We start from the raw sequence: 21,083 nt of genomic DNA, 5'->3' as shown, positions 1-21,083 counted from the left end.
GCGCCGATCACAGCCCGGCGTTGTGCAGCCCCCGCGAGATCGTGCTGGCGGCGGTCCGCACGGCGGCGCCCAGGCGCTCCGGGTGGATGCTCGGGGTCCGGCCGGTCACCGACAGGCCCGCGCTGATCTTGCGGTTGGTTCCGAAGATCGGCGCGGCGACACAGGAGATGCCGAGGTGTGATTCCTCCCGGTCATAGGCGAGACCCTCGCTGCGGATCGCCTGCAACGAGCGGGTGAGGGCGCCCGGCGTGGTAATCGTGCGCGGGGTGAACCGGGTCAACCCGGCTTCGATGCGCTCCCGGACGACGGCGAGCGGCGAATAGGCGAGCATCACCTTGCCGACACCGGTGGCGTGCGCCGGCCACCGGCCTCCGGGGCGCGAGGTGACGGGGACTCCGCCCGAGCCGAGGATCTCGACATACAGCACGTCGACGCCGTCCAAGACCGCGAGATGGATACGTTGGCGGGTCACTTCTCGCAGGTCCTCCATGACCGGCAGGGCCACGGTGCTCAGTGACCGATGCCGGGGGACGAGTTCCCCGATCTCGAACAGCCGCATACCGAGGCTGTAGCGCCCGTCCGCGGCGCGCTCCAGCAGCCGCTCGGCGACCAACTCCCCGGCGAGCCGGTGCGCGGTCGTCTTGGGCAGCGCGCTGCGGCCGGACAACTCGGCCAGGGTGAGCACCGGGCTGCTGGCGTCGAAGGCATCGAGCAGGGCAAGGTGTCGGCTCAACACGGTCCGGTTCGGAGCCCGTTGCGGGGCGGCCGGGCCAGCCGCATTCCGGTCAGCGGAACGCATGGATTGATTGAACCGCACTCGGGGCCGCACTCTTGGCCGCAGCAGCAGATGGGTAGGAGTGACCAGTCAATGACGACGATCTTCGAGGACACCGCGTGGTGCCTGTCGACGCCCAAGCGGATTCGTCCGCGCGAGAGCGAGGGCTCGGGCCTGAAGTCGGTGGGGTCGGCGCTCGATGTGCTGGAGTGCTTCGCGACCGATAGCGAACTCGGGGTCTCCGACATCGCCCGGCGCCTCGGCTGTGCCAAGTCCACCGCGCATCGGCTGTTGTCGACGCTGGTCAGCCGCGGCTTTGTCGAGCAGGACGCCGGGAGCGGGCGATACCGGTTGGGAATCCACATCTACGAACTCGGCCAGCTGGCACTGCAACGCAACCAACTGCGCTTCGTGGCGCTGCCGACGATGCACCACGTCGCGCAGGCCACCGGGTTGACCGTGAATCTGGGCGTGCCCGACGGCGCCGACGTCGTCTTTGTCGAGCGGATGGAAAGCGCCGACGGAGTGCGCTTCTTGGGCCATTCGGGCCGCCGGATGCCGGCCCACGTGACCAGCGCCGGCAAGGCGATCGCCGCGTTCAACGAGGTTGCCCATCAGGCCCGCCTGGCCGCCGGCTTCCCACCCCGCGCGCGGGGCACGGTGCGCACGCCCGAGGACTGGGTCAAGGCGATCGAGCAAGTCCGCAAGGATCGGTATGCCGCCTCGCACAGCGAATCCTTCGACGGCGCCTCCTCGGTGGCTGTCCCCATCTTCCAAAACCGGCTGGCGATCGCCGCGCTGTCGGTCTTCGGCGCCAGTGAACTCCTCACCCCGCGGACCGATCGGCTCGTGCCGTTCCTCACCGCGGCGGCCAACCGGATCGCCAAGGCCTACGCTGCGTGACCCAGCCAACCACCCGGTGCGCGACCACGGCCGACCCGGGCGTGTTCCCGGGAGCGGAACGAGCACCCGGCGAGCGGCGCCAACGGCATACCGTCAAAGTGGCTTGACCGACGAAGGGAGTCCCCCGTGGATGACGGCGCCCGCGCCGATGTCGCCGAGCGGTTGCTGGACGCGTATGCCTCCGGACCGATCGCGCCGTTGACGGCGACCTATCCGGGGTTGACCCTTGATGACGCCTACGCGATCCAACAGGCCCAGATCACGACGATGCTCGGCCAGGGGCGCACGATCAAGGGGCACAAGGTCGGCCTGACCAGCGCCGCGATGCAGCGTCTCCTCGGGGTGAACGAACCCGACTACGGCCACCTGCTCGACGACTTCTTCTATCTGGAGCACACGCCGATCCCGGTCGACCGGTTCCTGCAGCCGCGGGCCGAGCCCGAGGTAGCGTTCGTGCTCGCGGCGCCCTTGCGTGGGCCGGGGGTCACCGTCGCCGACGCCATCGGCGCGGTCGATTACGTTCTGCCCGCGTTGGAGATCGTGGACTCGCGCATCGCGGACTGGAAGATCGGGCTCCTCGACACGATCGCCGACAACGCCTCGTCGGCCGCGGTCGTTCTCGGCTCAACACCGACACCGCTCGCCGAGGTCGATCTGCGGCTCGCCGGTGGGGTCATGCACAAGAACGGCCAGGTCGCCGGCACCGGTGCGGGCGGCGCCGTACTCGGGTCGCCGATCAACAGCCTGGTCTGGCTCGCCAACACCGTCGGCGCGCGCGGAGTGGTCCTCCAGGCCGGACACGTGATCCTGCCCGGGGCGATCTGCGCGATGGTCCCGGTGGCCGCCGGCGATACCGTCACCGCCACCTTCGCCGGGCTCGGCTCGGTCACCGCCCGCTTTAGCTGACAGGGAGAACTCATGACTCGGACACAGGGCACCGCAGCGATCGTCGGCCCGGGCAATATCGGCACCGATCTGATGTTCAAGCTGATGCGACGCAGCGACATCATCGTGCCCCGCTACATGATCGGCGTTGACCCGACCTCGGACGGCTTGCGCCGCGCCGCCTCGCTCGGCCTGCAGGCCAGTCACGAGGGCGTCGACTGGCTGCTCGCCCAGGATGAGTTGCCTGACATCGTTTTTGAGTGCACGTCGGCCAAGGCGCACGAGGCCAACGCCCCGCGGTATGCCGAGGCTGGCATCCTCGCGGTCGACCTCACCCCCGCCGCGGTCGGGCCCTATCTGTGCCCGCCGGTCAACCTCGAGTTCAACCTTGATGCCCCCAATGTCAACATGATCACCTGCGGTGGCCAGGCGACGGTCCCGATGGTCAAGGCGGTCAGTTCGATCGTTCCCGTTCCGTATGCTGAGATCGTTGCCTCGATCTCCTCGAAGTCCGCCGGGCCGGGCACACGGGCGAACATCGACGAGTTCACCGAAACAACCTCGGCCGCACTGGAGAAGGTCGGGGGCGCCGAGCGGGGCAAGGCGATCATCATCCTCAATCCCGTCGAACCGCCGCTGATGATGCGCAACTCGGTCTTCTGCGCGATTCCCGCGGAGGCGGGCGAGCCGGGCGCGCTCCAGGATGCGATCCTCGAATCGATCCACGCGATGGTCGCGACCGTGCAGGACTATGTCCCCGGCTATCACTTGCGCGCCGAGCCGCAGTTCGACCCGGCCCGCGACTTGTGGAATGGCATGGCCCGGGTGTTCGTGCCGATCGAGGTCAAGGGTCGCGGCGACTACCTGCCCGACTACGCCGGCAACCTCGACATCATCACCTCGGCCGCGGCGCGGGTCGGCGACATCATGATCGCCCACCGGCTCGGTGTCGAGTCCACCTGGAAGTCTTCGGCCCAACTCGGCGAGACCGTCGACCCGACCATCCCTGACCCGACCATCCGTGACCCGAGCAGTCCCGAACCGAGCACCGTTGCCGCCGAGAAAGCAGGAGTCTGAACCGCCATGGGAGACATGACGAATCGCCTCGAGGACGCCCCGACGGTCACCAGGGAGATCACCGAGTCGGAGGTGCTGGCCAATCTGCCCACTGCCGGCGGCGAGACCGACCTGCGGATCACCGATTCCACGCTGCGGGACGGCTCGCACGCGATGCAGCACCAGTTCACCGAGGAGCAGGTGCGCGCCACCGTGCACGCGCTCGACAAGGCCGGGGTGCAGGTCATCGAGGTCTCCCACGGCGACGGCCTGGGCGGGTCGAGCTTCAACTACGGCTTCTCCCGGGTGGACGAGTTCGACTTGATCAAGGCCGCCGTCGAAGAGGCCACGACGGCCAAGATCGCGATCCTCATGCTGCCGGGCCTCGGCACGGTTCACCACCTGCAAAAGGCGCACCAGATGGGGGCATCCGTGGCGCGGATCGCCACCCACTGCACCGAGGCCGATGTGTCGATCCAGCATTTCGGCGAGGCCCGCCGGCTCGGTATGGAGACCGTCGGTTTCCTCATGCTGTCCCACAAGGCGACGCCGGAGGTCCTGGCGCAGCAGGCGCGGATCATGGTCGACGCCGGGGCGCAGTGTGTCTATGTCGTCGATTCCGCTGGGGCGCTGGTGCTCTGGGACGCCCAGCAGCGCATCCAGGCCGTGATCGACGAGATCGGCAAGGACGGCGCCCAGGTCGGCTTTCACGGCCATCAGAACCTCAGCCTCGGCATCGCCAACTCGGTGCTCGCCTATCAGGCCGGGGCCAAGCACATCGACGGCGCCCTGTGCGCGCTCGGCGCCGGCGCCGGCAACAGCCCGACCGAGGTGCTCGCGGCGACGTTCGAGCGGATGGGCATCCGGACCGGTGTCGATCTCGGTGAAGTTCTCTCTGCCGCAGAGGATGTCGTGCGTCCGTTTATCCCGCGGCTGCCGTGGATGGACCGGGCCTCGATCACCCAGGGGTATGCCGGGGTCTACTCCAGCTTCCTGCTGCACGCCGAACGGGCCTCGGCCCGCTACAACGTGCCCGCCCACGCAATCTTGCAAAAGGTCGGCGAATACGGCTACGTCGGCGGCCAGGAAGACATGATCATCGACATCGCCCTGCAATTGCAGCAGGAGCAGGAACTCGGTGACCTGGCCGGGGCGGGGGTGCGGTGATGACCACGTGGACAATCGAATCCGTCGGCGACGAACTGCTCGCCTGCGAGGCCGAGCGGCGCGAGCGAGAGCCGTTCACCGACGACTGGCCGCAGCTCGACCTCGACACCGGCTATGCCATCCAGGACCGCAACTTGAAGCGGCGGCTCGACCGGGGCGAGAAGCAGATCGGGGTCAAGCTCGGCCTGACCTCGCGCGCCAAGCAGCAGCGGATGGGCGTGCACTTCCCGTTCGTCGCCTGGCTGACCGACGCGATGATCCTGCCGGTCGGCGACCCGGTGCCGCAGGGCCGGCTGATCCATCCGCGGGTCGAGCCCGAGATCGTCTTCGTCATGGGCCGGCGACTGGAAGGCCCCGGAGTGACCTGCTCCCAGGCGATGGCGGCGGTCGAAAGCGTCTGGGGCGGAGCCGAAGTCATCGACAGCCGCTACAAGGACTTCCGCTTCAAGGCGGGCGACGTGGCGGCCGACAACGCCAGTTCAGGGGCGTTCGTGACCGGGCCGATCGGCATACCGGCTGATGATCTCGACTTAGCGCTGGAGGGCGTGCTCGTCGAGGTCGGCGGGCAGATCGTCGACTCGGCGACCGGCGCTGCCGTGCAGGGGCATCCGGGTGAGGCGCTCGCGCTCGCCGCCAACGACCTCGCGCGGCGTGGGCACGCAATCGAGGCCGGCTGGATCGTGTTGACCGGTGGGATGACCGACGCCGTGTTCGCGCCGCGGGGAGCGTCCGTGGCCTGTCACTTCACGAACCTCGGATCGGTTTTCCTCAATGGAGGAGAGGGCGCCTGATGCCTCTCGTCGAAGTCACTCTCGCGCAGGGCCGGACGCCGGAGCAGCTGCGGACCCTCATCGACCGGCTAACGATGGCGACCGTCGAGGCGATCGGGGCGCCGCTCGAGAACGTCCGCGTCGTCATCCGCGAAGTACCAAAAACCCATTGGGCGGCAGGCAATGTCACGATCGCAGAGCGTGCGGCCAGCCGTCAACAACCCGAGGACACGTGATCATGAGCGAGCTGGATTTCTTTGGCCACATCATCGACGGAGCCGAGGTGGAGTCCGTCGACGGCGGTCGGTTCGACGTGTGGAATCCGTGGACGCAGGAGGTCTGGGCCCAGGCCGCCCTGGGCTCCGCTGAGGATGCCTCGCGGGCGATCGCTAGCTCCCGCAAAGCTTTTGATGATGGTCCGTGGCCGCGGATGGGCCGGGTCGAGCGGGCTAACGCGATTCACAAGCTGGCCGACCTGATGGAGGCGCGGGTCGACGACCTGGCCCGGCTCGACACGACGAATATGGCCAAGCCGTTTGCGCAGGCTAAGCATGACGTGGCGCGGTCGGTGTGGAACTTCCGCTTCTTTGCCGACCACCAGCGCGACAACGTCGGCGAGGTCTATCCGATGGACAGCGGGCACCACAGCTACAGCGAGTTCGGGCCGGCCGGTGTTGTTGCGGCGATCTCGCCGTGGAACTTCCCGCTGATGATGGCCTCGTGGAAGATCGCGCCGGCAATCGCGTGGGGCAACACCTGCATCATCAAGCCGTCGGAGGACACCCCTGCGTCGGTGACCCTGCTCGGGCGGCTGGCGCTCGAGGCCGGGCTGCCGCCGGGTGTGCTCAACGTCCTCAATGGCCATGGGGCGCCGGCGGGTTCGTCGCTGACTGGTGACGACCGGGTCGACCGGGTGACCTTCACTGGGTCCTCGGTCACCGGCAAGCACGTGATGGCTTCGGCGGCAACGCATTTGGCTCCCGTTTCGCTCGAGCTGGGTGGCAAGGGTGCCAACATCGTCTTCGGCGACGCGGACCTGGACAATGCGGTCTATTGGGCGGTCGAGGCGATCTTCCGCAACTCCGGGCAGATTTGCCTCGCCGGGTCCCGCTTGTTTGTCCAGGCGGGGATCTGGGATGAGTTCATGGACCGATTCAAGGGCGCTGCCGAGGCGTTGACGATCGGCGACCCCTTCGATCCGGCGACCCGCTTCTCGGCGCTGGCCAGCCGCAAGCACTTCGACAAGGTCGCCTCCTACGTCGAGAGCGTCGAGTTGGAGGGCGGCAAGATCCTCACCGGCGGCGTCGACGACTCCGGGAAGTGGCTGGTGCGCCCGACGATCATCGCCGACCTGCCACTGACCGGGCGGGCCTACTGCGAGGAGATCTTCGGCCCGGTGTGCGTGGTCAACAAGTTCGAGTCCGAGGGCGAGGTCGTGCGGCTGGCCAACGACACCCGCTATGGCCTGAACGCGATGCTGTTCACCGAGAACCTCTCCCGGGCGCACCGGGTCGCATCCAAGCTGCGCGCGGGCACGGTGTGGGTCAACTGCTTCTTCATACGCGACCTGCGCACCCCCTTCGGCGGCGTGGGCGACTCCGGAGTCGGCCGCGAGGGCGGCAACTTCAGCCGCGAGTTCTTCACCGAGCCCAAGGCAATCGTCATGCAGATCGACCGCTGAGACACCCCACAAAGTTCGTCGCTCGCCCACGCAGAGCGTGGGACCCAGCTCCGATACTTTGTGGGGACCCCGTCCCACCCCGCTGAGACACCCCACAAAGTTTGTCTGGGAGACGCCGGCACCTCACGCTGTCGGTGGGGTCTGGCATCGTTGGCGTCCATGACCGCTCCGTATGCCGCGCTCGGCGACTCCTTTGCCGCCGGCGTGGGTGGGGGCGGGCAGCGCGATGTGTGCTGGCGCTCCGACGACGGCTACCCCGTGCTCGTCGGGCGGACCCTCGGGCTTGACGTCGCCTACGAGGCGTGCCTCGCCGCCATCGTCCCCGATGTCGAGCGCTTCCAATTGCAGTCGCTCGGTGAGTCCACCCGGCTGGTGACGGTCACGATCGGCGGCAACGACATCGGCTTCGTGCCGGTGCTGATCGCCTGCGCCGAGCCGGCGTGGATGCGCGACAGCGACCCGGTGATCGACACCGCCCTGCATCGCCTGCGCACCGAGCTGCCGGCCCGGTTGGACCGCCTGCTCGGCGTGATCGTCCGGCGCGCGCCGGCGGCGCGCGTGGTCGTCACCGGCTATCCCCGGCTGTTCAACGGGATCGACTGCAACCTGGCGACCTTCTTCACCGGGCACGAGATGTCGCGGATGAACGTGGCCGCGGACGAGCTGGCGGCGACGATTTCCGCCGCGGCTGCCCGCGCCGGTGCTCTCTTTGTGGACGTCCTCGACGACTTCGCCGGCCACGCCGTGTGCGACGACCCGGAGTGGCTCAACGGTGTCAACCTGCCGATCGAGGGGTCCTTCCACCCCAACACCCTCGGTCACGGCGCCTATGCCCTGGCCGTGCTGCGCGTGCTCGGTCCGCGATTTCCGGCCGGGGCGCAAGGGGATTCGCGGGTCCGGCCCGGTCTGTGCGTCGCCGGGTCGGCGCCGACCTTCCGGCTGCCCGACATCGCCGGGCCGCGCAGCCTGGCCGGGGCCGTCGCGTGCGGCCTCGACGTCACCGAAGTCGTCGAGCTCGGCACCCGGCTGCGGACGACCGCGGCCACGGGACTGCCCGATCCCGACGTTTCGCGCCGGCTGCACGAGCTGGACGCCCAGGTGCGCGCGCGCTTGGGGAGGCCGAGCTGATGTCACCCACGCTCGCCGAGGCAGCCGATCGGCTGTATGCCGCTCCCTCCGCCGAGTTCATGGCGCTGCGCACCGAGCTGGTCGCCGAGGCACGCGCTGCCAAGGACCGCGCGAGTGCGGCCGCGATCGGCAAACTGCGCAAACCGAGCGTCGCCGCGGCGCTGCTCAACACGCTCGTCCGCTCGCGGCCGGACCTGTGCGAGCGGCTGGTCTCGGTCGGGGAGCAGCTGCGGGCCGCGCAGGCCAATTTGCACGGAACCGCCCTGACCGCCTTGCGCCCGGTCCGCGACGAGCTGCTCGCCGACGTCCAGACCGCCGCCCACGACACCGCCCTCGCCGCGGGTGGTCCGCTCTCGCCGGCCGCTGCCGACGAGGTGCGCGACACGGTGATCGCCGCCCTGGCGAGCGTGGAGGCGACCGAGGCCGTGGTGGCGGGCCACCTGACCCGGGCGCTGCGCTACTCCGGGTTCGGCGAGGTCGATCTGGCCGACGCCGTTGCCCGGACCGAGACCGGGACCCTGCTGCGGGTCATCCCCGGCCGCCGCCACACAACGCGCGAGCCCGGCTCCGTACTCGCCGAGCCGGATGCGCCCGAGGAGGCGGCCGAGCCCGGAGCTGCCCCGGAAGCGGAGGGACACGCTCCAGCCCAGGACGAGTCGGTTGACCAGCCGGACGCCGGGAACGAAACGGCGCGCGTGGACGACTCGGACAGGGCCGGCCGAGCGACGGACAAGGTGGCCGCGGAAGCGGGGGAGCAGCCCGAGTCCGCAGACGGCGAGGAGCCGGAAGCGACGGACGAGCCCGACGGGGAGCGACCCGACCCCGAGGCGGCCGAGGAGGCGATAGCGGCGGCGGGAGCGGCATACGCCGGAGCGGCCGCGGCCGTGGGGGAGGCCAAGCAGGCGGTGGCCCGGACGAGCGATCGGGTCGATGCCGCCAAGGCGAGGGTCGCCGAGCTGACCGCCGCGCTGCACGCGGCCGATGCCGAGCTCGAGGCTGCGTTTGCCGCGGACGCCGAGGCGCGGGAGGCCGTGACCGTCGCGGTCAAGGCCCGGCAGGAGGCGGCCCGCCGCCTCGCCGCGGCCCAGGAGGAGTGAGTAGCGGTGCCGACCGACCCCCGTCACCTGCGCGGCGACGCTCCGCTGCTCGACGCCTGGATCACCTTCCAGGAGAGCCGTATTCACCCTTTCACCATCCCCGGCCACAAGCACCACCACAACCTCGTCGGCGACGTGATCGCCGGCGACGTCCCCCTCTATGCCGGGCTCGACACGATGAAGCTCGCCCGCGGCGTGCTGGCCGACGCTGAGGCCAGGGCCGCCCGGCTATGGGGCGCGGACAGCTGCCGCTTCTCCGTCGGCGGCTCGACCCACGGCAACCAGGCTCTCCTGCTGGCCGTCGGCGCTCCCGGCGATACCGTCGTCGTCGCCCGCTCCGCGCACCGCTCGGTGCACAGCGCGCTCGTGCTCACGGGCCTGCGACCGCAGTGGGTCACCCCGCCGCTCGACCCGGCGATCGGGCTCCCGCTCCCGATCCCGCCGACCGAGATCGAGTCCGCCCTCGTCGCCGCCCAGCGGGGCACCGCCCAGCACGCCACCCCCGGCAGGGTAGCCGCTGTCCACTTGACCGACCCCGCCTATGTCGGAACGCACGGTGACATTGCCGGGTGGGCCGCGGCCGCCCACGCTCACGGCGTCCCGTTGCTGATCGACGCGGCCTGGGCGGCGCACTTCGGCTTCCACCCCGATCTGCCCGAGCACGCCCTGGGCCTCGGCGCCGACGCCCTGGTCACCTCGGCCCACAAGACGCTGCCCGCATGGAGCCAGGCCGCCCTGGTCCTCGCCGGTGGCGACCTGATCGATCCGGCCCGGCTACACGCGGCGGTCGAGGCGACCCACACCACCAGCCCGGCGGGCGCGATCCTCGCGAGCATCGACGCCGCCCGCGCCCTGCTCGCCCGCGATGGTGGCGACCTCATCGGCCAGTCGCTGACCCGCGTCGCCCGGCTGCGTGCCCACCTGGCCGGCATTCCCGGACTGGTCGTCCTCGACGGCCCAGGCGTCGACCCCCTCAAGGTCACTCTCGTGCTCGCCGGCACCGGCGCGGACGGGATCGCCGTCGAGGCCGACCTGATCGCCGCCGGCCAACCCGTCGAACTCGCCGACCGCGACACGATCGTTGCGCTGGTCACGCTCGCCGACACCGGCGCCGACCTCGACCGGCTCGGCGACGAGCTCACCGCTGCGATCGCCCGGCACCGGGGCCGGCCCCGCGCAGCGGTGGCGGGAGCGGCATACGCCATCGTGCCGGAGGGGGCAATGACCCCGCGGGAGGCCTATTTCGCGGCCCGTGACCCGATCCCGTTCGAGCGTGCCGAGGGGCGCATCAGTGCGGAGTTGATTGCGCCGTACCCGCCCGGCATACCCGTGCTCGCCCCGGGCGAGCGGATCACCGCGGCAGCATTGGCGGCCCTGGCCGCCGCCCGCCGTGACGGCGTCCGGATCGCGTATGCCGTCGACCCCGCGCTCGCCACGATCCTCACCGTCCGCGGCGCCGGCTGAACCGCTCGCCGTGGCGCATGGCACACTGATTACCCATCCCGTGTCGAGCGACACGCGACGTATCGTGCCTTGTGGCTACCTTCGCGCAGCTTCTTGCCGAGGGGGAGAACGCCGACATCAGCGGCTGGGACTTCTCCTGGCTGACCGGGCGCGCCACCGAGGAGCGTCCCGAATGGCGCTATGGCGAGTTGCTCGCCGACCGGCTCGGCCGCGCCGACAGCGCCCTGGACCTGCAGACCGGTGACGGCGCGCTGATCGCCGCCGTTCCCGAACTGCCCGACCACATGGTCGTCACCGAGGGGTATCCGCCCAACCTGGACAAGGCGCGGGCCGCCCTCGAACCGCGCGGGGTGTGGGTCGTCGAACACGACGGGCAATCGCCGCTGCCGATCGCCGACGAGGTCGTCGAACTGGTCTCGAGCCGGCACCCAGTGACCGTGCCGTGGGCGCAGATCGTTCGGGTGCTGCAACCGGGCGGCTGCTACTTGGCCCAGCATGTCGGGCCAGCGAGCGGCTTCGAGCTGATCGAGTTCTTCCTCGGGCCGCAGCCCCAGGCCCGGCTCGCCCGTTGTCCGGCTGCTGCCGTCGCCGCCGCCCGCGCGGTCGGCCTCGACGTCGTTGACCTGCGCGAGGCCCGGTTGCGGATGGAGTTCCGCGATGTCGCCGCCGTCGTCTTCACCCTGCGCAAGCTGATCTGGTGGGTTCCCGACTTCAGCATCGAGCGGTATGCCGCCCGGCTGGCCTTGTTGCACAACCAGATCCGCCGGGAGGGCGCCTTCGTCGCGCACTCGAGTCGCTATCTCATCGAGGCCTTCAAGCCGGTCGGCTGAGACGCGGGCTAGCGCACTGCCGGGTAGACCAGCAAGACAGCGGCCGCAGCGACGCCCGCGCCCAGCCACACCTGCCCGGCCGTATGCCGTCCCGCCCGCGTCCGCGCCCAGCCCACCACCGCGACCACCGCCGTCCCCGGCACGAGCAGCCAGGGCCCGAACTCGATCGCGAGCGCCGTCACGACGGCGGCGGCGACCCCGGTGTGCACCGAAGCCTTGGACCGGGTCGACAGCACGATGACCGCGGCGAACGCCACCAGACCCGCGGCGACCACGGCGACGAGCGGCCGGGGAGCACCGGTCGACACCAAGATCCCCAAACCGGCGAGCGTCGAGACGAAGGCAATGGCAAACGGCAACCGCCGCTCCTCACGGGCCACGATGTGCCGGTCACCGACCCGGCCGCGGCGCACGAGGAGCAGGAGCGCGGCATACGGGAGGGCGATGCAGAAGGTGACCGCGAGCAGCGTCCACCCGATCGCCGCCGGCAGCGGGACGGCGTGGGCGGTCACGGCGATGAGCCCGCCGAGGAGGACCAGCGCCGGGTCGGCGAGGGCGTTGACCGCCGCCGCCGGCCGGGAGGGCGACGCCGCGGCCAGGCGGTCCCGGTCGGGGTGGGCGAGCGTCACGCCGTCATTGTTCCCTGTCGGTCCGGAAGCCGGCCGCCTGTGGTTCCGGGGAAGACGGGTTCGGGCTCCCCGGACCCCAGGAGCGGAGGTATGGTTTTGGCATCGGCGAAGCGGCCGATCCACCAGGTGAAGGGAAGTGCCATTTCGATGTCGAGTGCAGAAGGGGCCGTGGCCGACGCGCCGACCGATGTCGTGTCCGTCAGCCGCGTGCTGGACCACCCGGTAGCCAGCGTGTGGGCCGCGTTGATGGCGCCGCACGGGGCCGAAGCCCTCCTCGGTGAGGGCGGCGAGCTGGGCGCCAAGGGCAGCAGTTGGCATGCCGCTGACGGGACCTATGGCGTCACCCGCAGTTTCCACGCCCAGGAGCAGATCCGCTTCTCCTGGCACGCCAATGACAGCGCGCCGGCGAGCCTCGTCGATGTCCACGTGTATCCGCGCGGCGAGCAGACCGAGCTCGAGATCCGCCACGACCACCTCGGCGCTGAGGTCGACCGCGACTGGCTCGCCAGCCACTGGAACGCTGCCCTCGACCGGATCGACACCGAGGCCCTCTGAGCAAGGTCAACTCTGCACGTGGCGCAGCTGCCGGGCGCGGCCGGAAGCGGCGAGTTCGGCGGTTTGTGCCAAATAGAGCTCAGCGCACGAGAGTGCGTCGAGCAGGGCGTTGTGTGCGGCATACACCGGCAGGCCGTATGCCGCACGCGCGCCCCAGAGCCGTAGCGCCCCGCGGGGCGGGTCGTTGAACGGGCTGTCGGGCAGCATCCGGCGGGCCAACTCCATCGTGTCGATGACGACGAGCGGCAACTCCACGCCGTAGGCCGCACGGCAGATCCGGGCGAGGAACCTCGTCTCGACCGAGGCGAAGTGGACGAGCAGCGCCCGGCCCGCCAGGGCGGCCGCGATATCGTGCAGCGCCTCCCGCGGCTCGACTCCGTCGGCGACGGTGTCATCGGTCAGGCCGTGGATCGTCGCGCTCTGCCCCACCCCGTTGCTGCCCGCCGGTGGGCGCACGTGGTAGTGCCGGGCGCCCCCAAGGACGATCGAGCGGCCATCGACGGGGACATAGCCGACGCTGAGCAAGTGGGCCGACTTCGGATCGAAGCCGGTCGTCTCGAAGTCCAGCGCGAGCAGCGGGAGTTCGCCGAGGGGGGTATCCACCCCGGGGAGGGGAGTCTCGGCATACGTGCGCATCGGCCCGCCCGCCGCCGACAGCACCTCCTGGGCCCGGCCGGGAGAGCGGCGCAGCCGGTCGAGCAGCCCCATCAGCCGAGCGAACCGGTCGAGTGGATCGCGCCGAGCGTCGACTGCGCCGAGCGGACGATGCCGAAGGCCACCCGCAGGTGGCGTTTGTCGAACGAACTCAGCTCGGCCGGGGAGAGATGGTTGTCCGGCGCCCGCCCGGCTCGCACCGCCATGGCCTGATGGCGGAAGCGGACATAGGAGATGAACTCGAAGGCATCCCGCAGGTCCGCGCCCTTGGCCGCATCGATGATCCCGGCGTGGATCGCCGCGTCGATCCGGGCGGAGGTGTGGACTTCTGGCGATCCGATCGCGAGCGCATAGACCCGGGCGACGTCGACGACCGCGCCGATCCCGCCGCGTTTGATGTCGAGGGTGTCCTTGTGCTCGCCCTCCTTGGCCAGAACGAACCCGCGGAAAAAGCCCACCGGCGGCTCGTTGGCCACGGCGTTCTTGGCCAGATGTGCCAAGAACCGCTTCGATTGGGGGGCCTCGGTGCGCACCTGCTCGGCCAATTCGGCATACAGGCTCGTCTCACCGGCGACCGGCCGCATATCGAAGAAGATGCTCGCGCGGAGGATGGCGTTGGGGACCGGGCTTTGCATCCAGCCGCGGAAGGTGCTGCGCCACTGGTGAATCGGGGCGCGTAGCCGCGAGTTGACGGCCATGATCTTGCCCCTGCACGGGGGGTAGCCGGCGGCGAGCAACCCGTTGTAGACGTAGTCGGCCAGCTGCGCGAAATAGTCCAGCTGCTCCGGCTGCACAGTGTCGTCGAGGATGATCGCGTTGTCCTGGTCGGCGGCGAGCGCCTGCTCCATGCGTGCGCGTGAGCCGAGCGTGACCCAGCAATAGGGGACCGGTGCCGGCCCGAGCTGTTCGGTGGCCAATTCGATCAACCGGCGTTCGATGGCGTCGCCGATCGAGGTGATGATCCGCCCCATGTCCTCGGCGCTGGCGTCCTGGGAGCCGAGATTCTCCACGACGAGCGGCAGCCGGTGGGCGGCTGCGGCGACGGCTGCGGCGTCTGGCTGTTTAGCGATGTCTCCGGCCAGATAGACGGGGTTGGCGCGCTCCAGGCGCATCAGGTCGGTGGTGGTCACCACACCGATCGGCCGGCCGTCCTCGACCAGCGGCAGGTGGTGGATGTTGCGCGAGGCCATCTCGAGGAGCACCTCGAAGGCGAGCCCGCCGGCCGGCGCGGTCACCGGGTCGGTGGTCATCACGTCGGTGACCGGCCGCGCGGGGTCCACGCCAGCGGCCACCACCCGGTTGCGCAGATCCCGGTCCGTCACGATGCCGGCGATCCGCTCGCCGTCCATCACGAGGAGAGCCGAGACGCTGTTCTCGGACATGGACGCCGCCGCCTCGCGGATGCTCGCGTGGGTCCCGACCCAGACCGGTGGCCGGCGCACGAGGTCGGCGGACGCCGTCTTGAGGATCGTCGAGCCGTGGCGGCTGGTTTGCTGGCTGGCGATCGCCGCCGAGATCCGGCGCGAGCGTTGGACGTCGAAGAACTCGTGGAACTCGGCGTGCGTGCCGGCGAGGTCATGGAAGGTGGCCGCATCGAGGACGATCGTCAGGACGTCCTCGATCGCCTCGACCGTGAACCGCGAGGGGTTGGTGCCGAGGAGCGTCGTCGAGCCGAAGCAGGTGCCGGTCTCGCCGCGGTCGACGAGGGTCCCCTTCTCGTTGCGGATATCGACCGCGCCGGAGCGGATGACATAGAGGTGGTTGTTGTCCCGGCCCGGCGACATGATCGCGCTGCCGCGGCGGAAGTACTCGACGCGCAGCCGCGGCAGGATCCCGAGGAGGACGTCGTCCGGCAGGTCGCTGAACGGCGCGTGCCCGGCCAGGAAGTCGCGGATCTCGGCCAGCTCGACGTCGAGGGTCATGAGCGTCATCCTGCCCGGTCCCGGATGGCTGGTGCACGTCCGGGCGATCGAAACAACTTGTGAGTGAGTGCTCACTCATTTAGGGTGTGGCAGGTGAGTCCACGAGCAGCTGCCCTGGCCCCCGAGCAGCGCCGGGACGCCATCGTCCGGGCCGCGCTGCCGCTCGTCCTCGATCACGGGTGGGCGGTGACGACCAAGCAGATCGCGGCGGCCGCAGGCATCGCCGAGGGCACCATCTTCCGGGTCTTCCCGACCAAGGACGACGTCGTCGAGGCCGTCGTCAACGAGGTATTCGACATGAAGCCCTACATCCGCTCCCTCGAGGCCCTCGATCGGTCCGGCAGCCTTGATGCGGTGCTGACCAGGGTGGCCCAACTGCAAATCGACCGGTTTGCCCACGTCTTCCGGCTGATGTCCGTCCTCGGGCTCGGCGGACCGCCGCGGCAGGCCCACTCCGAGACCTGGCTCGCGCGGATCGCCACCGCCCACCGCGCCCTCCTCGCGCCGTTTGCCGACCAGTTGCGCCTCCCCCCTCGTGAGGTCATGCGCTATGTCCGGCTGCTCGCCTTCTCCGGGAGCAACCCGCACATCACCGACGGCGCCATCCTCTCGGCCGCCGAAATCGTCGCCCTCGTCCTCGACGGGGCCAGGAAGGAGCGTCCGCCGTGTTGTGGAGACTGATCCGGTCCCACCTTGGTCCGTATGCCGGGGCCGTCAGCGCCATCGTCCTGCTCCAATTCGTCGCGACGATCACCACGCTCTACCTCCCCTCGCTCAATGGCCAGATCATCGACGACGGCGTGGCCAAGGGCGACACCGGTGAGATCATGCGCCTGGGTGCGATCATGCTCGCCGTGTCGGTCGTCAACATCGTCGCCACGATCGCCGTGGCGCGCAATGCCGCGGCCGCGTCCGCCGGGGTCGGCCGAGACCTGCGCGCCGAAGTCTTCGACCGCGTCACCGGCTTTTCCGCCCAGGAGGTCTCCCGGTTCGGAGCGCCGACGCTGATCTCCCGCAACACCAACGACGTCCAGCAGGTGCAGACGCTGCTGAACATGGGCCTGATGTTCATGGTGTCAATCCCGATCATGATGGTCGGCGGGATCATCATGGCCTTGCGCGAAGACCTTGGGCTGTCCTGGCTGGTCGCCGTGGCCGTGCCCCTGCTCGGGGTCATCGTCGGCTCGATCGTCACCCGCATGCTGCCCTGGTTCCGTCGGATGCAAGAGAGCGTCGATACCGTCAACCGCATTCTGCGCGAACAGATCACCGGCATCCGTGTCGTGCGTGCGTTCGTGCGTGAGGACGTCGAGGAGCGCCGTTTCGACGAGGCCAACCGGGTCTACACCGACACCGCCGTTGCGGTCGGCCGGCTCTTCTCCCGAGTGTTCCCGCTCGTCATGTTCGTCTTCAACGCCGCCTCGGTGGCGGTGTGGTGGTTCGGCGCGCAAACGCGTCGACGCCGGGTCGATGGACGTCGGGGCGTTGACGGCGTTCATGCAGTACCTCATGCAGATCCTCATGTCCGTCATGTTCGGGACGATGATGTCGATGATGATCCCGCGGGCCTCGGTCTCGGCCGGCCGGATCGATGAGGTGCTGCACACCCGATCAAGCGTGCTCGACGCGCCCCGTCCGCAGCCGATCGCCGACGGTGCGCTGACCGTCGAGTTCCGCGACGTCGACTTCGCCTACCCCGGAGCCGAGCAGCCGGTGCTCTGCGGGATCTCCTTCCTCGCCGAGCCGGGCCAGACCACGGCCGTTATCGGCTCGACGGGGTCGGGCAAGACGACGCTGATCAACTTGATTCCCCGGCTCTACGACGTCACCGGTGGCGCGGTCCTGCTCGGTGGGCAGGATGTGCGGGAGGCATCGCTGGAGGAGTTGTGGCGGCACCTGGGGCTGATCCCCCAGAAGCCGTTCCTGTTCAGCGGTACGGTCGCGACCAACCTGCGCTACGGCGACCCCGAGGCCACCGACGAGCAGTTGTGGGAGGCGCTTCGGATCGCGCAGGCCGAGGACTTCGTCCGGGCCATGCCGGGCGGGCTGGAGGCCGCGATCAGCCAGGGCGGCACCAATGTCTCCGGCGGTCAGCGCCAGCGGCTGGCCATTGCCCGGGCGCTGGTCCGGCGCCCCCAGGTTTACCTCTTCGACGACGCCTTCTCCGCCCTCGACGTCGCGACCGATGCGCGCCTGCGCGCACAGTTGAAGCCCTTCACCCGGGCGGCCACGGTGATCATCGTCGCCCAGCGGGTGTCCACGATCGTCGGTGCCGACCAGATCGTCGTCGTCGAGGACGGGCGGATCGTCGGGACTGGGCGCCATCCGGACCTGCTTGCCTCCTGTGCGACGTATGCCGAGATCGTCGCCTCCCAGGCCCTCGCCGAGCAGGCGGCGTGACGATGAGCGATCGCATCCTTTCCGCCGAAGAGAAGGCCGCCGAGCAGCGGCGCGGCGCGGCCGGGGCCGCCAACCGGGGAGGTCCGCCGCACATGCGCATGGGTCAGCCCGGCGAGAAGTCCGAGAACTTCGGTCCCTCGGCGCGGCGGCTGCTCGGCCTGATGCGGGGCGACCGGGCCGCGCTCGTCGCGGCGCTCGCGTTTGCCCTCGTTTCGGTCGTCCTCAGCGCACTCGGGCCCAAGATCCTCGGCCGGGCAACCGATTATGTCTTTGCCGGCGCGATCGGGCGCGCGCTCCCGGCCGGCATCACCGCCGAGCAAGCGGCCGACCAGTTGCGCGCCGCCGGGCAGGGTCAGTTCGCTGACATGGTGTCCGGGATGAGGTATCTGGTCCCCGGCCACGGTGTGGACTTCACCGCGCTCGGGCGCATCCTCCTCCTCGTGCTGGGCTTGTATGCGCTCGCCGGACTGCTGTCCTGGGCGCAGGGGCGGATCATCGTCCATATCGTCAACGGCGCGGTCTATCGCCTGCGTCGTGACGTGGAGGAAAAGCTGGCGCGGCTGCCGTTGTCCTACTTCGATTCCCAGCCGCGTGGTGAGTTGCTGTCGCGGGTCACCAACGACGTCGACAACATCGGCACCTCGCTGCAGCAGACCCTGAGCCAACTGGTGACTCAGCTTGCTGACGGTGGTCGCGATGCTCGTCATGATGTTTTGGGTTTCGCCGCTGCTGGCGATCATCGCGCTGGTGACGATCCCGGTGTCGCTCGCCATCACGGTGGCGGTCGGCAAACGGTCCCAGGTCCAGTTCGTCGCAGCAGTGGAAGAGCACCGGCGACGTCAACTCGATCGTCGAGGAGACCTTCACCGGCCACGGACTGGTCAAGGTGTTCGGCCGCCAGCGGGAGGTCGCCGGAGCGTTCGCGGCGGCCAACGAGCGACCTGCGCACGGCGACCTTCGGTGCGCAGTTCATCTCCGGGCTGATCATGCCGCTGATGATGTTTGTCGGGAACCTCAACTACGTCGCTTGTCGCCGTCGTCGGCGGGCTGCGCGTCGCCCACGGGACGATGAGCATCGGCGATGTCCAGGCATTTATCCAGTACTCGCGCCAGTTCACCCAGCCGCTCACCCAGGTCGCCTCGATGGCCAACCTCATGCAGAGTGGAGTCGCCTCTGCCGAGCGGGTTTTCGAGGTGCTCGACGCGCAGGAGCAGGTGCCCGGATGCCGCCGATCCGGTGGTCGTCGAGGACCCGCACGGACGGGTGGCCTTCGAGGACGTGTCGTTCTCCTACCGGCCGGACAAGCCGCTGATCGAGCACCTGAACCTGTGTGTCGAGCCGGGTCAGACCGTGGCCATCGTCGGTCCGACCGGCGCCGGCAAGACGACCCTGGTCAACCTGATCATGCGGTTTTACGAGCTGGACGGTGGCCGGATCACCCTCGACGACGTCGACATCGCCGAGCTGAGCCGCGCCGGCCTGCGCGACGAGATCGGCATGGTGCTGCAGGACACCTGGCTCTTCGAGGGGACGATCCGCGACAACATCGCCTACGGCAAGCCGGGCGCCACCGCCGCCGAGGTGCGCGCGGCGGCCGAGGCGACCTATGTCGACCGGTTCGTCCATTCCCTCCCAGAGGGATACGACACCAAGCTGGACGCCGAGGCCAGCAACATCAGCGCCGGGGAGAAGCAGCTGATCACGATCGCCCGGGCGTTCATCTCCGAGCCGGCGCTGCTCATCCTCGACGAGGCGACCTCCTCGGTCGACACGCGCACGGAGTTGCTGGTGCAGCAGGCGATGGCATGCGCTGCGCCAGGACCGGACCAGCTTCGTCATCGCCCACCGGCTCTCCACGATCCGGGACGCCGACCTGATCCTCGTCATGGAGGACGGCCGGATCGTCGAGCAGGGCTCCCATGCCGAGTTGCTCGCCGTCGGGGGCGCCTTCTCCCGGCTGTATGCCGCGCAGTTCGCCGGGGCGCTCACCGAGGTGGACGAGCCCGAGCCGGTGGGGACACCGGTGCCGTGAGCCCCGGCGAGCAGCGCGACGTCCTGGCCGTGATCGCCGCCGGCGGGGCGCTCGGAAGCCTGGCCCGCTGGGGCCTGGCGGCGGCGCTGCCCCACCCGGCGAGCGGCATACCGACGGCGACGTGGATCGCCAATGTGACCGGTGCCGTCGTCCTGGGCGCACTGATGGTGTTGGTGACCGAGGTGTGGCCGCCGCGGCGCTACCTGCGTCCGTTCTGGGGGGTCGGGGTTCTCGGCGGCTACACGACGTTTTCCACCTATGTGCTCGACATTCATACCCTGCTGCGTTCCGGGGCGGGACCGGCTGCGGGGGTGTATCTCGCCGGCACGATCGTCACCGGCCTGCTCGCCGCCTGGCTCGGGATCGCTGCCGTGCGGGCCGCCGTCGCCGCCCGGGGCCCCCGGCGGCGGCTGGACAAGGAGGACAGATGACCCTGCTCGGCCCGGCCACGCGGTTGACGATCATCATCGGCGAGAGCGACCAGTGGCATCACCGGCCGCTCTATACCGAGATCCTTCATCGCGCCCACGCCGCCAATCTCGGCGGCGCCACGGTGATGCGCGGGATCGAGGGGTTCGGCAAGTCGAGCCGGATCCATACCAACCGGCTGGTCTCGCTGAGCGAGGACCTGCCGGTGCTGATCGTCATCGTCTCCTCGCGGGAGCGGATCGAGGCCTTCTTGCCGGTCGTTGAGGAGCTGGTCACCGAGGGGCTGGTGATGCTCGATCCGGTGGAGGTCGTCAAATATGCCGGGCGCGGCGGCTCGGCGGGGCAGCGGTGAGCGCCGGCTGGGTCACGCCGCTGCTCGTCGTGACCGGCGGTGCGGTCGGAGCGCCGCTGCGCTATCTGGTCGACCGGCAGATCCAGGCGCGGCATGACAGCGTCTTCCCGTGGGGCACGCTCATGGTCAATGTCCTCGGGTCCCTCATTCTGGGTGTCGTCGCCGCCGTGGTGGCGGCTCACGCCGCAGCGGCATGGCTGCTGACCCTGCTCGGCGTCGGCCTGTGTGGGGCGCTGACGACATTCTCGACATTCAGCTACGAGACGGTCCGGTTGGCGCAGACCGGCTCGTGGGTGGTCGCCGCGCTCAATACCGGGGCGAGCGTGGCCGGGTCGTTCGCTGCGGTGAGTGTC

20 protein-coding genes and 2 pseudogenes are annotated in these 21,083 nt (G+C 69.8%); 18 read left to right on the top strand and 4 right to left on the bottom strand.

Going from position 1 to position 21,083, the window contains the following annotated elements; all coding sequences use genetic code 11:
* Positions 1–7: 7 nt before the first annotated feature.
* A complete protein-coding gene (locus V9G19_RS19170; RefSeq protein WP_462287014.1) occupies positions 8–799 on the bottom strand; it encodes an IclR family transcriptional regulator in 792 nt (263 codons plus the stop codon).
* Positions 800–868: 69 nt separating this feature from the next.
* On the opposite strand from V9G19_RS19170, the gene V9G19_RS19165 reads away from it, so the two are divergent.
* The 11 genes from V9G19_RS19165 (at position 869) to V9G19_RS19115 (ending at position 11,756) form a co-directional block, all read left to right on the top strand.
* Positions 869–1,678 carry an IclR family transcriptional regulator gene (locus tag V9G19_RS19165; protein WP_462287013.1) on the top strand — a complete coding sequence of 270 codons (810 nt, stop codon included), beginning with the start codon at positions 869–871 and terminating at the stop codon, positions 1,676–1,678.
* Positions 1,679–1,804: 126 nt separating this feature from the next.
* The gene (locus V9G19_RS19160) at positions 1,805–2,584 is read left to right on the top strand and encodes a 2-keto-4-pentenoate hydratase (RefSeq protein ID WP_462287012.1); all 780 of its coding nucleotides are present in this window, start codon (positions 1,805–1,807) and stop codon (positions 2,582–2,584) included.
* 12 nt (positions 2,585–2,596) lie between these two features.
* Positions 2,597–3,640: an acetaldehyde dehydrogenase (acetylating) gene (locus tag V9G19_RS19155; protein ID WP_462287011.1), complete on the top strand. Its 1,044-nt coding sequence runs from the start codon at positions 2,597–2,599 to the stop codon at positions 3,638–3,640.
* Positions 3,641–3,655: 15 nt separating this feature from the next.
* A complete protein-coding gene (gene dmpG / locus V9G19_RS19150; RefSeq protein ID WP_462287010.1) occupies positions 3,656–4,786 on the top strand; it encodes a 4-hydroxy-2-oxovalerate aldolase in 1,131 nt (376 codons plus the stop codon).
* Positions 4,786–5,577, top strand: coding sequence for a 2-keto-4-pentenoate hydratase (locus V9G19_RS19145; protein WP_462287009.1), 792 nt, complete (start codon positions 4,786–4,788; stop codon positions 5,575–5,577). The genes dmpG and V9G19_RS19145 overlap by 1 nt, the downstream gene beginning before the upstream one ends.
* Positions 5,577–5,792, top strand: a complete 216-nt coding sequence (locus tag V9G19_RS19140) for a 2-hydroxymuconate tautomerase (protein ID WP_462287008.1) — start codon at positions 5,577–5,579, stop codon at positions 5,790–5,792. Before V9G19_RS19145 ends, V9G19_RS19140 begins: the two co-directional genes overlap by 1 nt.
* 2 nt (positions 5,793–5,794) lie before the next feature.
* Positions 5,795–7,237 (top strand): aldehyde dehydrogenase, encoded by a 1,443-nt coding sequence (locus V9G19_RS19135; protein WP_462287007.1) that lies wholly within the window; start codon positions 5,795–5,797, stop codon positions 7,235–7,237.
* A gap of 159 nt (positions 7,238–7,396) precedes the next feature.
* The gene (locus tag V9G19_RS19130; protein ID WP_462287006.1) at positions 7,397–8,365 is read left to right on the top strand and encodes an SGNH/GDSL hydrolase family protein; all 969 of its coding nucleotides are present in this window, start codon (positions 7,397–7,399) and stop codon (positions 8,363–8,365) included.
* On the top strand, positions 8,365–9,462 hold the full coding sequence (locus V9G19_RS19125) for a hypothetical protein (protein ID WP_462287005.1): 1,098 nt from the start codon (positions 8,365–8,367) through the stop codon (positions 9,460–9,462). The genes V9G19_RS19130 and V9G19_RS19125 overlap by 1 nt, the downstream gene beginning before the upstream one ends.
* Positions 9,463–9,468: 6 nt before the next feature.
* Complete coding sequence (locus V9G19_RS19120; protein WP_462287004.1) at positions 9,469–10,926, top strand: aminotransferase class I/II-fold pyridoxal phosphate-dependent enzyme; 1,458 nt, start codon at positions 9,469–9,471, stop codon at positions 10,924–10,926.
* A gap of 71 nt (positions 10,927–10,997) precedes the next feature.
* Positions 10,998–11,756 (top strand): class I SAM-dependent methyltransferase, encoded by a 759-nt coding sequence (locus V9G19_RS19115; RefSeq protein WP_462287003.1) that lies wholly within the window; start codon positions 10,998–11,000, stop codon positions 11,754–11,756.
* Positions 11,757–11,764: 8 nt separating this feature from the next.
* Here V9G19_RS19115 and V9G19_RS19110 read toward each other — a convergent pair whose 3' ends face one another.
* Entirely contained in the window at positions 11,765–12,385 is a 621-nt protein-coding gene (locus V9G19_RS19110; protein WP_462287002.1) for a hypothetical protein, read from the bottom strand.
* Between the two features lie 168 nt (positions 12,386–12,553).
* Between V9G19_RS19110 and V9G19_RS19105 the strand changes: the two genes are divergently transcribed.
* Entirely contained in the window at positions 12,554–12,940 is a 387-nt protein-coding gene (locus V9G19_RS19105) for an SRPBCC family protein (protein WP_462287001.1), read from the top strand.
* A gap of 6 nt (positions 12,941–12,946) precedes the next feature.
* On the opposite strand, the gene V9G19_RS19100 is transcribed toward V9G19_RS19105, so the two are convergent.
* Both V9G19_RS19100 and V9G19_RS19095 read right to left on the bottom strand, forming a co-directional pair.
* The gene (locus tag V9G19_RS19100; RefSeq protein ID WP_462287000.1) at positions 12,947–13,648 is read right to left on the bottom strand and encodes an exonuclease domain-containing protein; all 702 of its coding nucleotides are present in this window, start codon (positions 13,646–13,648) and stop codon (positions 12,947–12,949) included.
* On the bottom strand, positions 13,648–15,516 hold the full coding sequence (locus tag V9G19_RS19095) for a putative nucleotidyltransferase substrate binding domain-containing protein (protein ID WP_462286999.1): 1,869 nt from the start codon (positions 15,514–15,516) through the stop codon (positions 13,648–13,650). Before V9G19_RS19095 ends, V9G19_RS19100 begins: the two co-directional genes overlap by 1 nt.
* A 93-nt stretch (positions 15,517–15,609) precedes the next feature.
* Between V9G19_RS19095 and V9G19_RS19090 the strand changes: the two genes are divergently transcribed.
* The 6 genes and pseudogenes from V9G19_RS19090 to crcB form a co-directional block, all read left to right on the top strand.
* Positions 15,610–16,197 carry a TetR/AcrR family transcriptional regulator gene (locus V9G19_RS19090; RefSeq protein ID WP_462286998.1) on the top strand — a complete coding sequence of 196 codons (588 nt, stop codon included), beginning with the start codon at positions 15,610–15,612 and terminating at the stop codon, positions 16,195–16,197.
* Positions 16,182–17,916, top strand: a pseudogene (locus tag V9G19_RS19085) (ABC transporter ATP-binding protein). Before V9G19_RS19090 ends, V9G19_RS19085 begins: the two are co-directional and overlap by 16 nt.
* Positions 17,917–17,918: 2 nt before the next feature.
* Positions 17,919–19,949, top strand: a pseudogene (locus V9G19_RS19080) (ABC transporter ATP-binding protein).
* Entirely contained in the window at positions 19,946–20,380 is a 435-nt protein-coding gene (locus tag V9G19_RS19075) for a fluoride efflux transporter FluC (protein WP_462285598.1), read from the top strand. The pseudogene V9G19_RS19080 and the gene V9G19_RS19075 overlap by 4 nt, the downstream one beginning before the upstream one ends.
* The gene (locus V9G19_RS19070) at positions 20,377–20,730 is read left to right on the top strand and encodes a DUF190 domain-containing protein (protein ID WP_462285599.1); all 354 of its coding nucleotides are present in this window, start codon (positions 20,377–20,379) and stop codon (positions 20,728–20,730) included. Before V9G19_RS19075 ends, V9G19_RS19070 begins: the two co-directional genes overlap by 4 nt.
* Positions 20,727–21,083: fluoride efflux transporter CrcB (gene crcB / locus V9G19_RS19065; RefSeq protein ID WP_462286997.1), on the top strand; the 357-nt coding region annotated here is incomplete at its 3' end. The genes V9G19_RS19070 and crcB, both read left to right, overlap by 4 nt.

Source organism: Nostocoides sp., assembly GCF_037045025.1.
Classification (GTDB): Bacteria; Actinomycetota; Actinomycetes; order Actinomycetales; family Dermatophilaceae; genus Nostocoides_A.
This window is presented reverse-complemented; position numbering and strand designations above follow the sequence as displayed.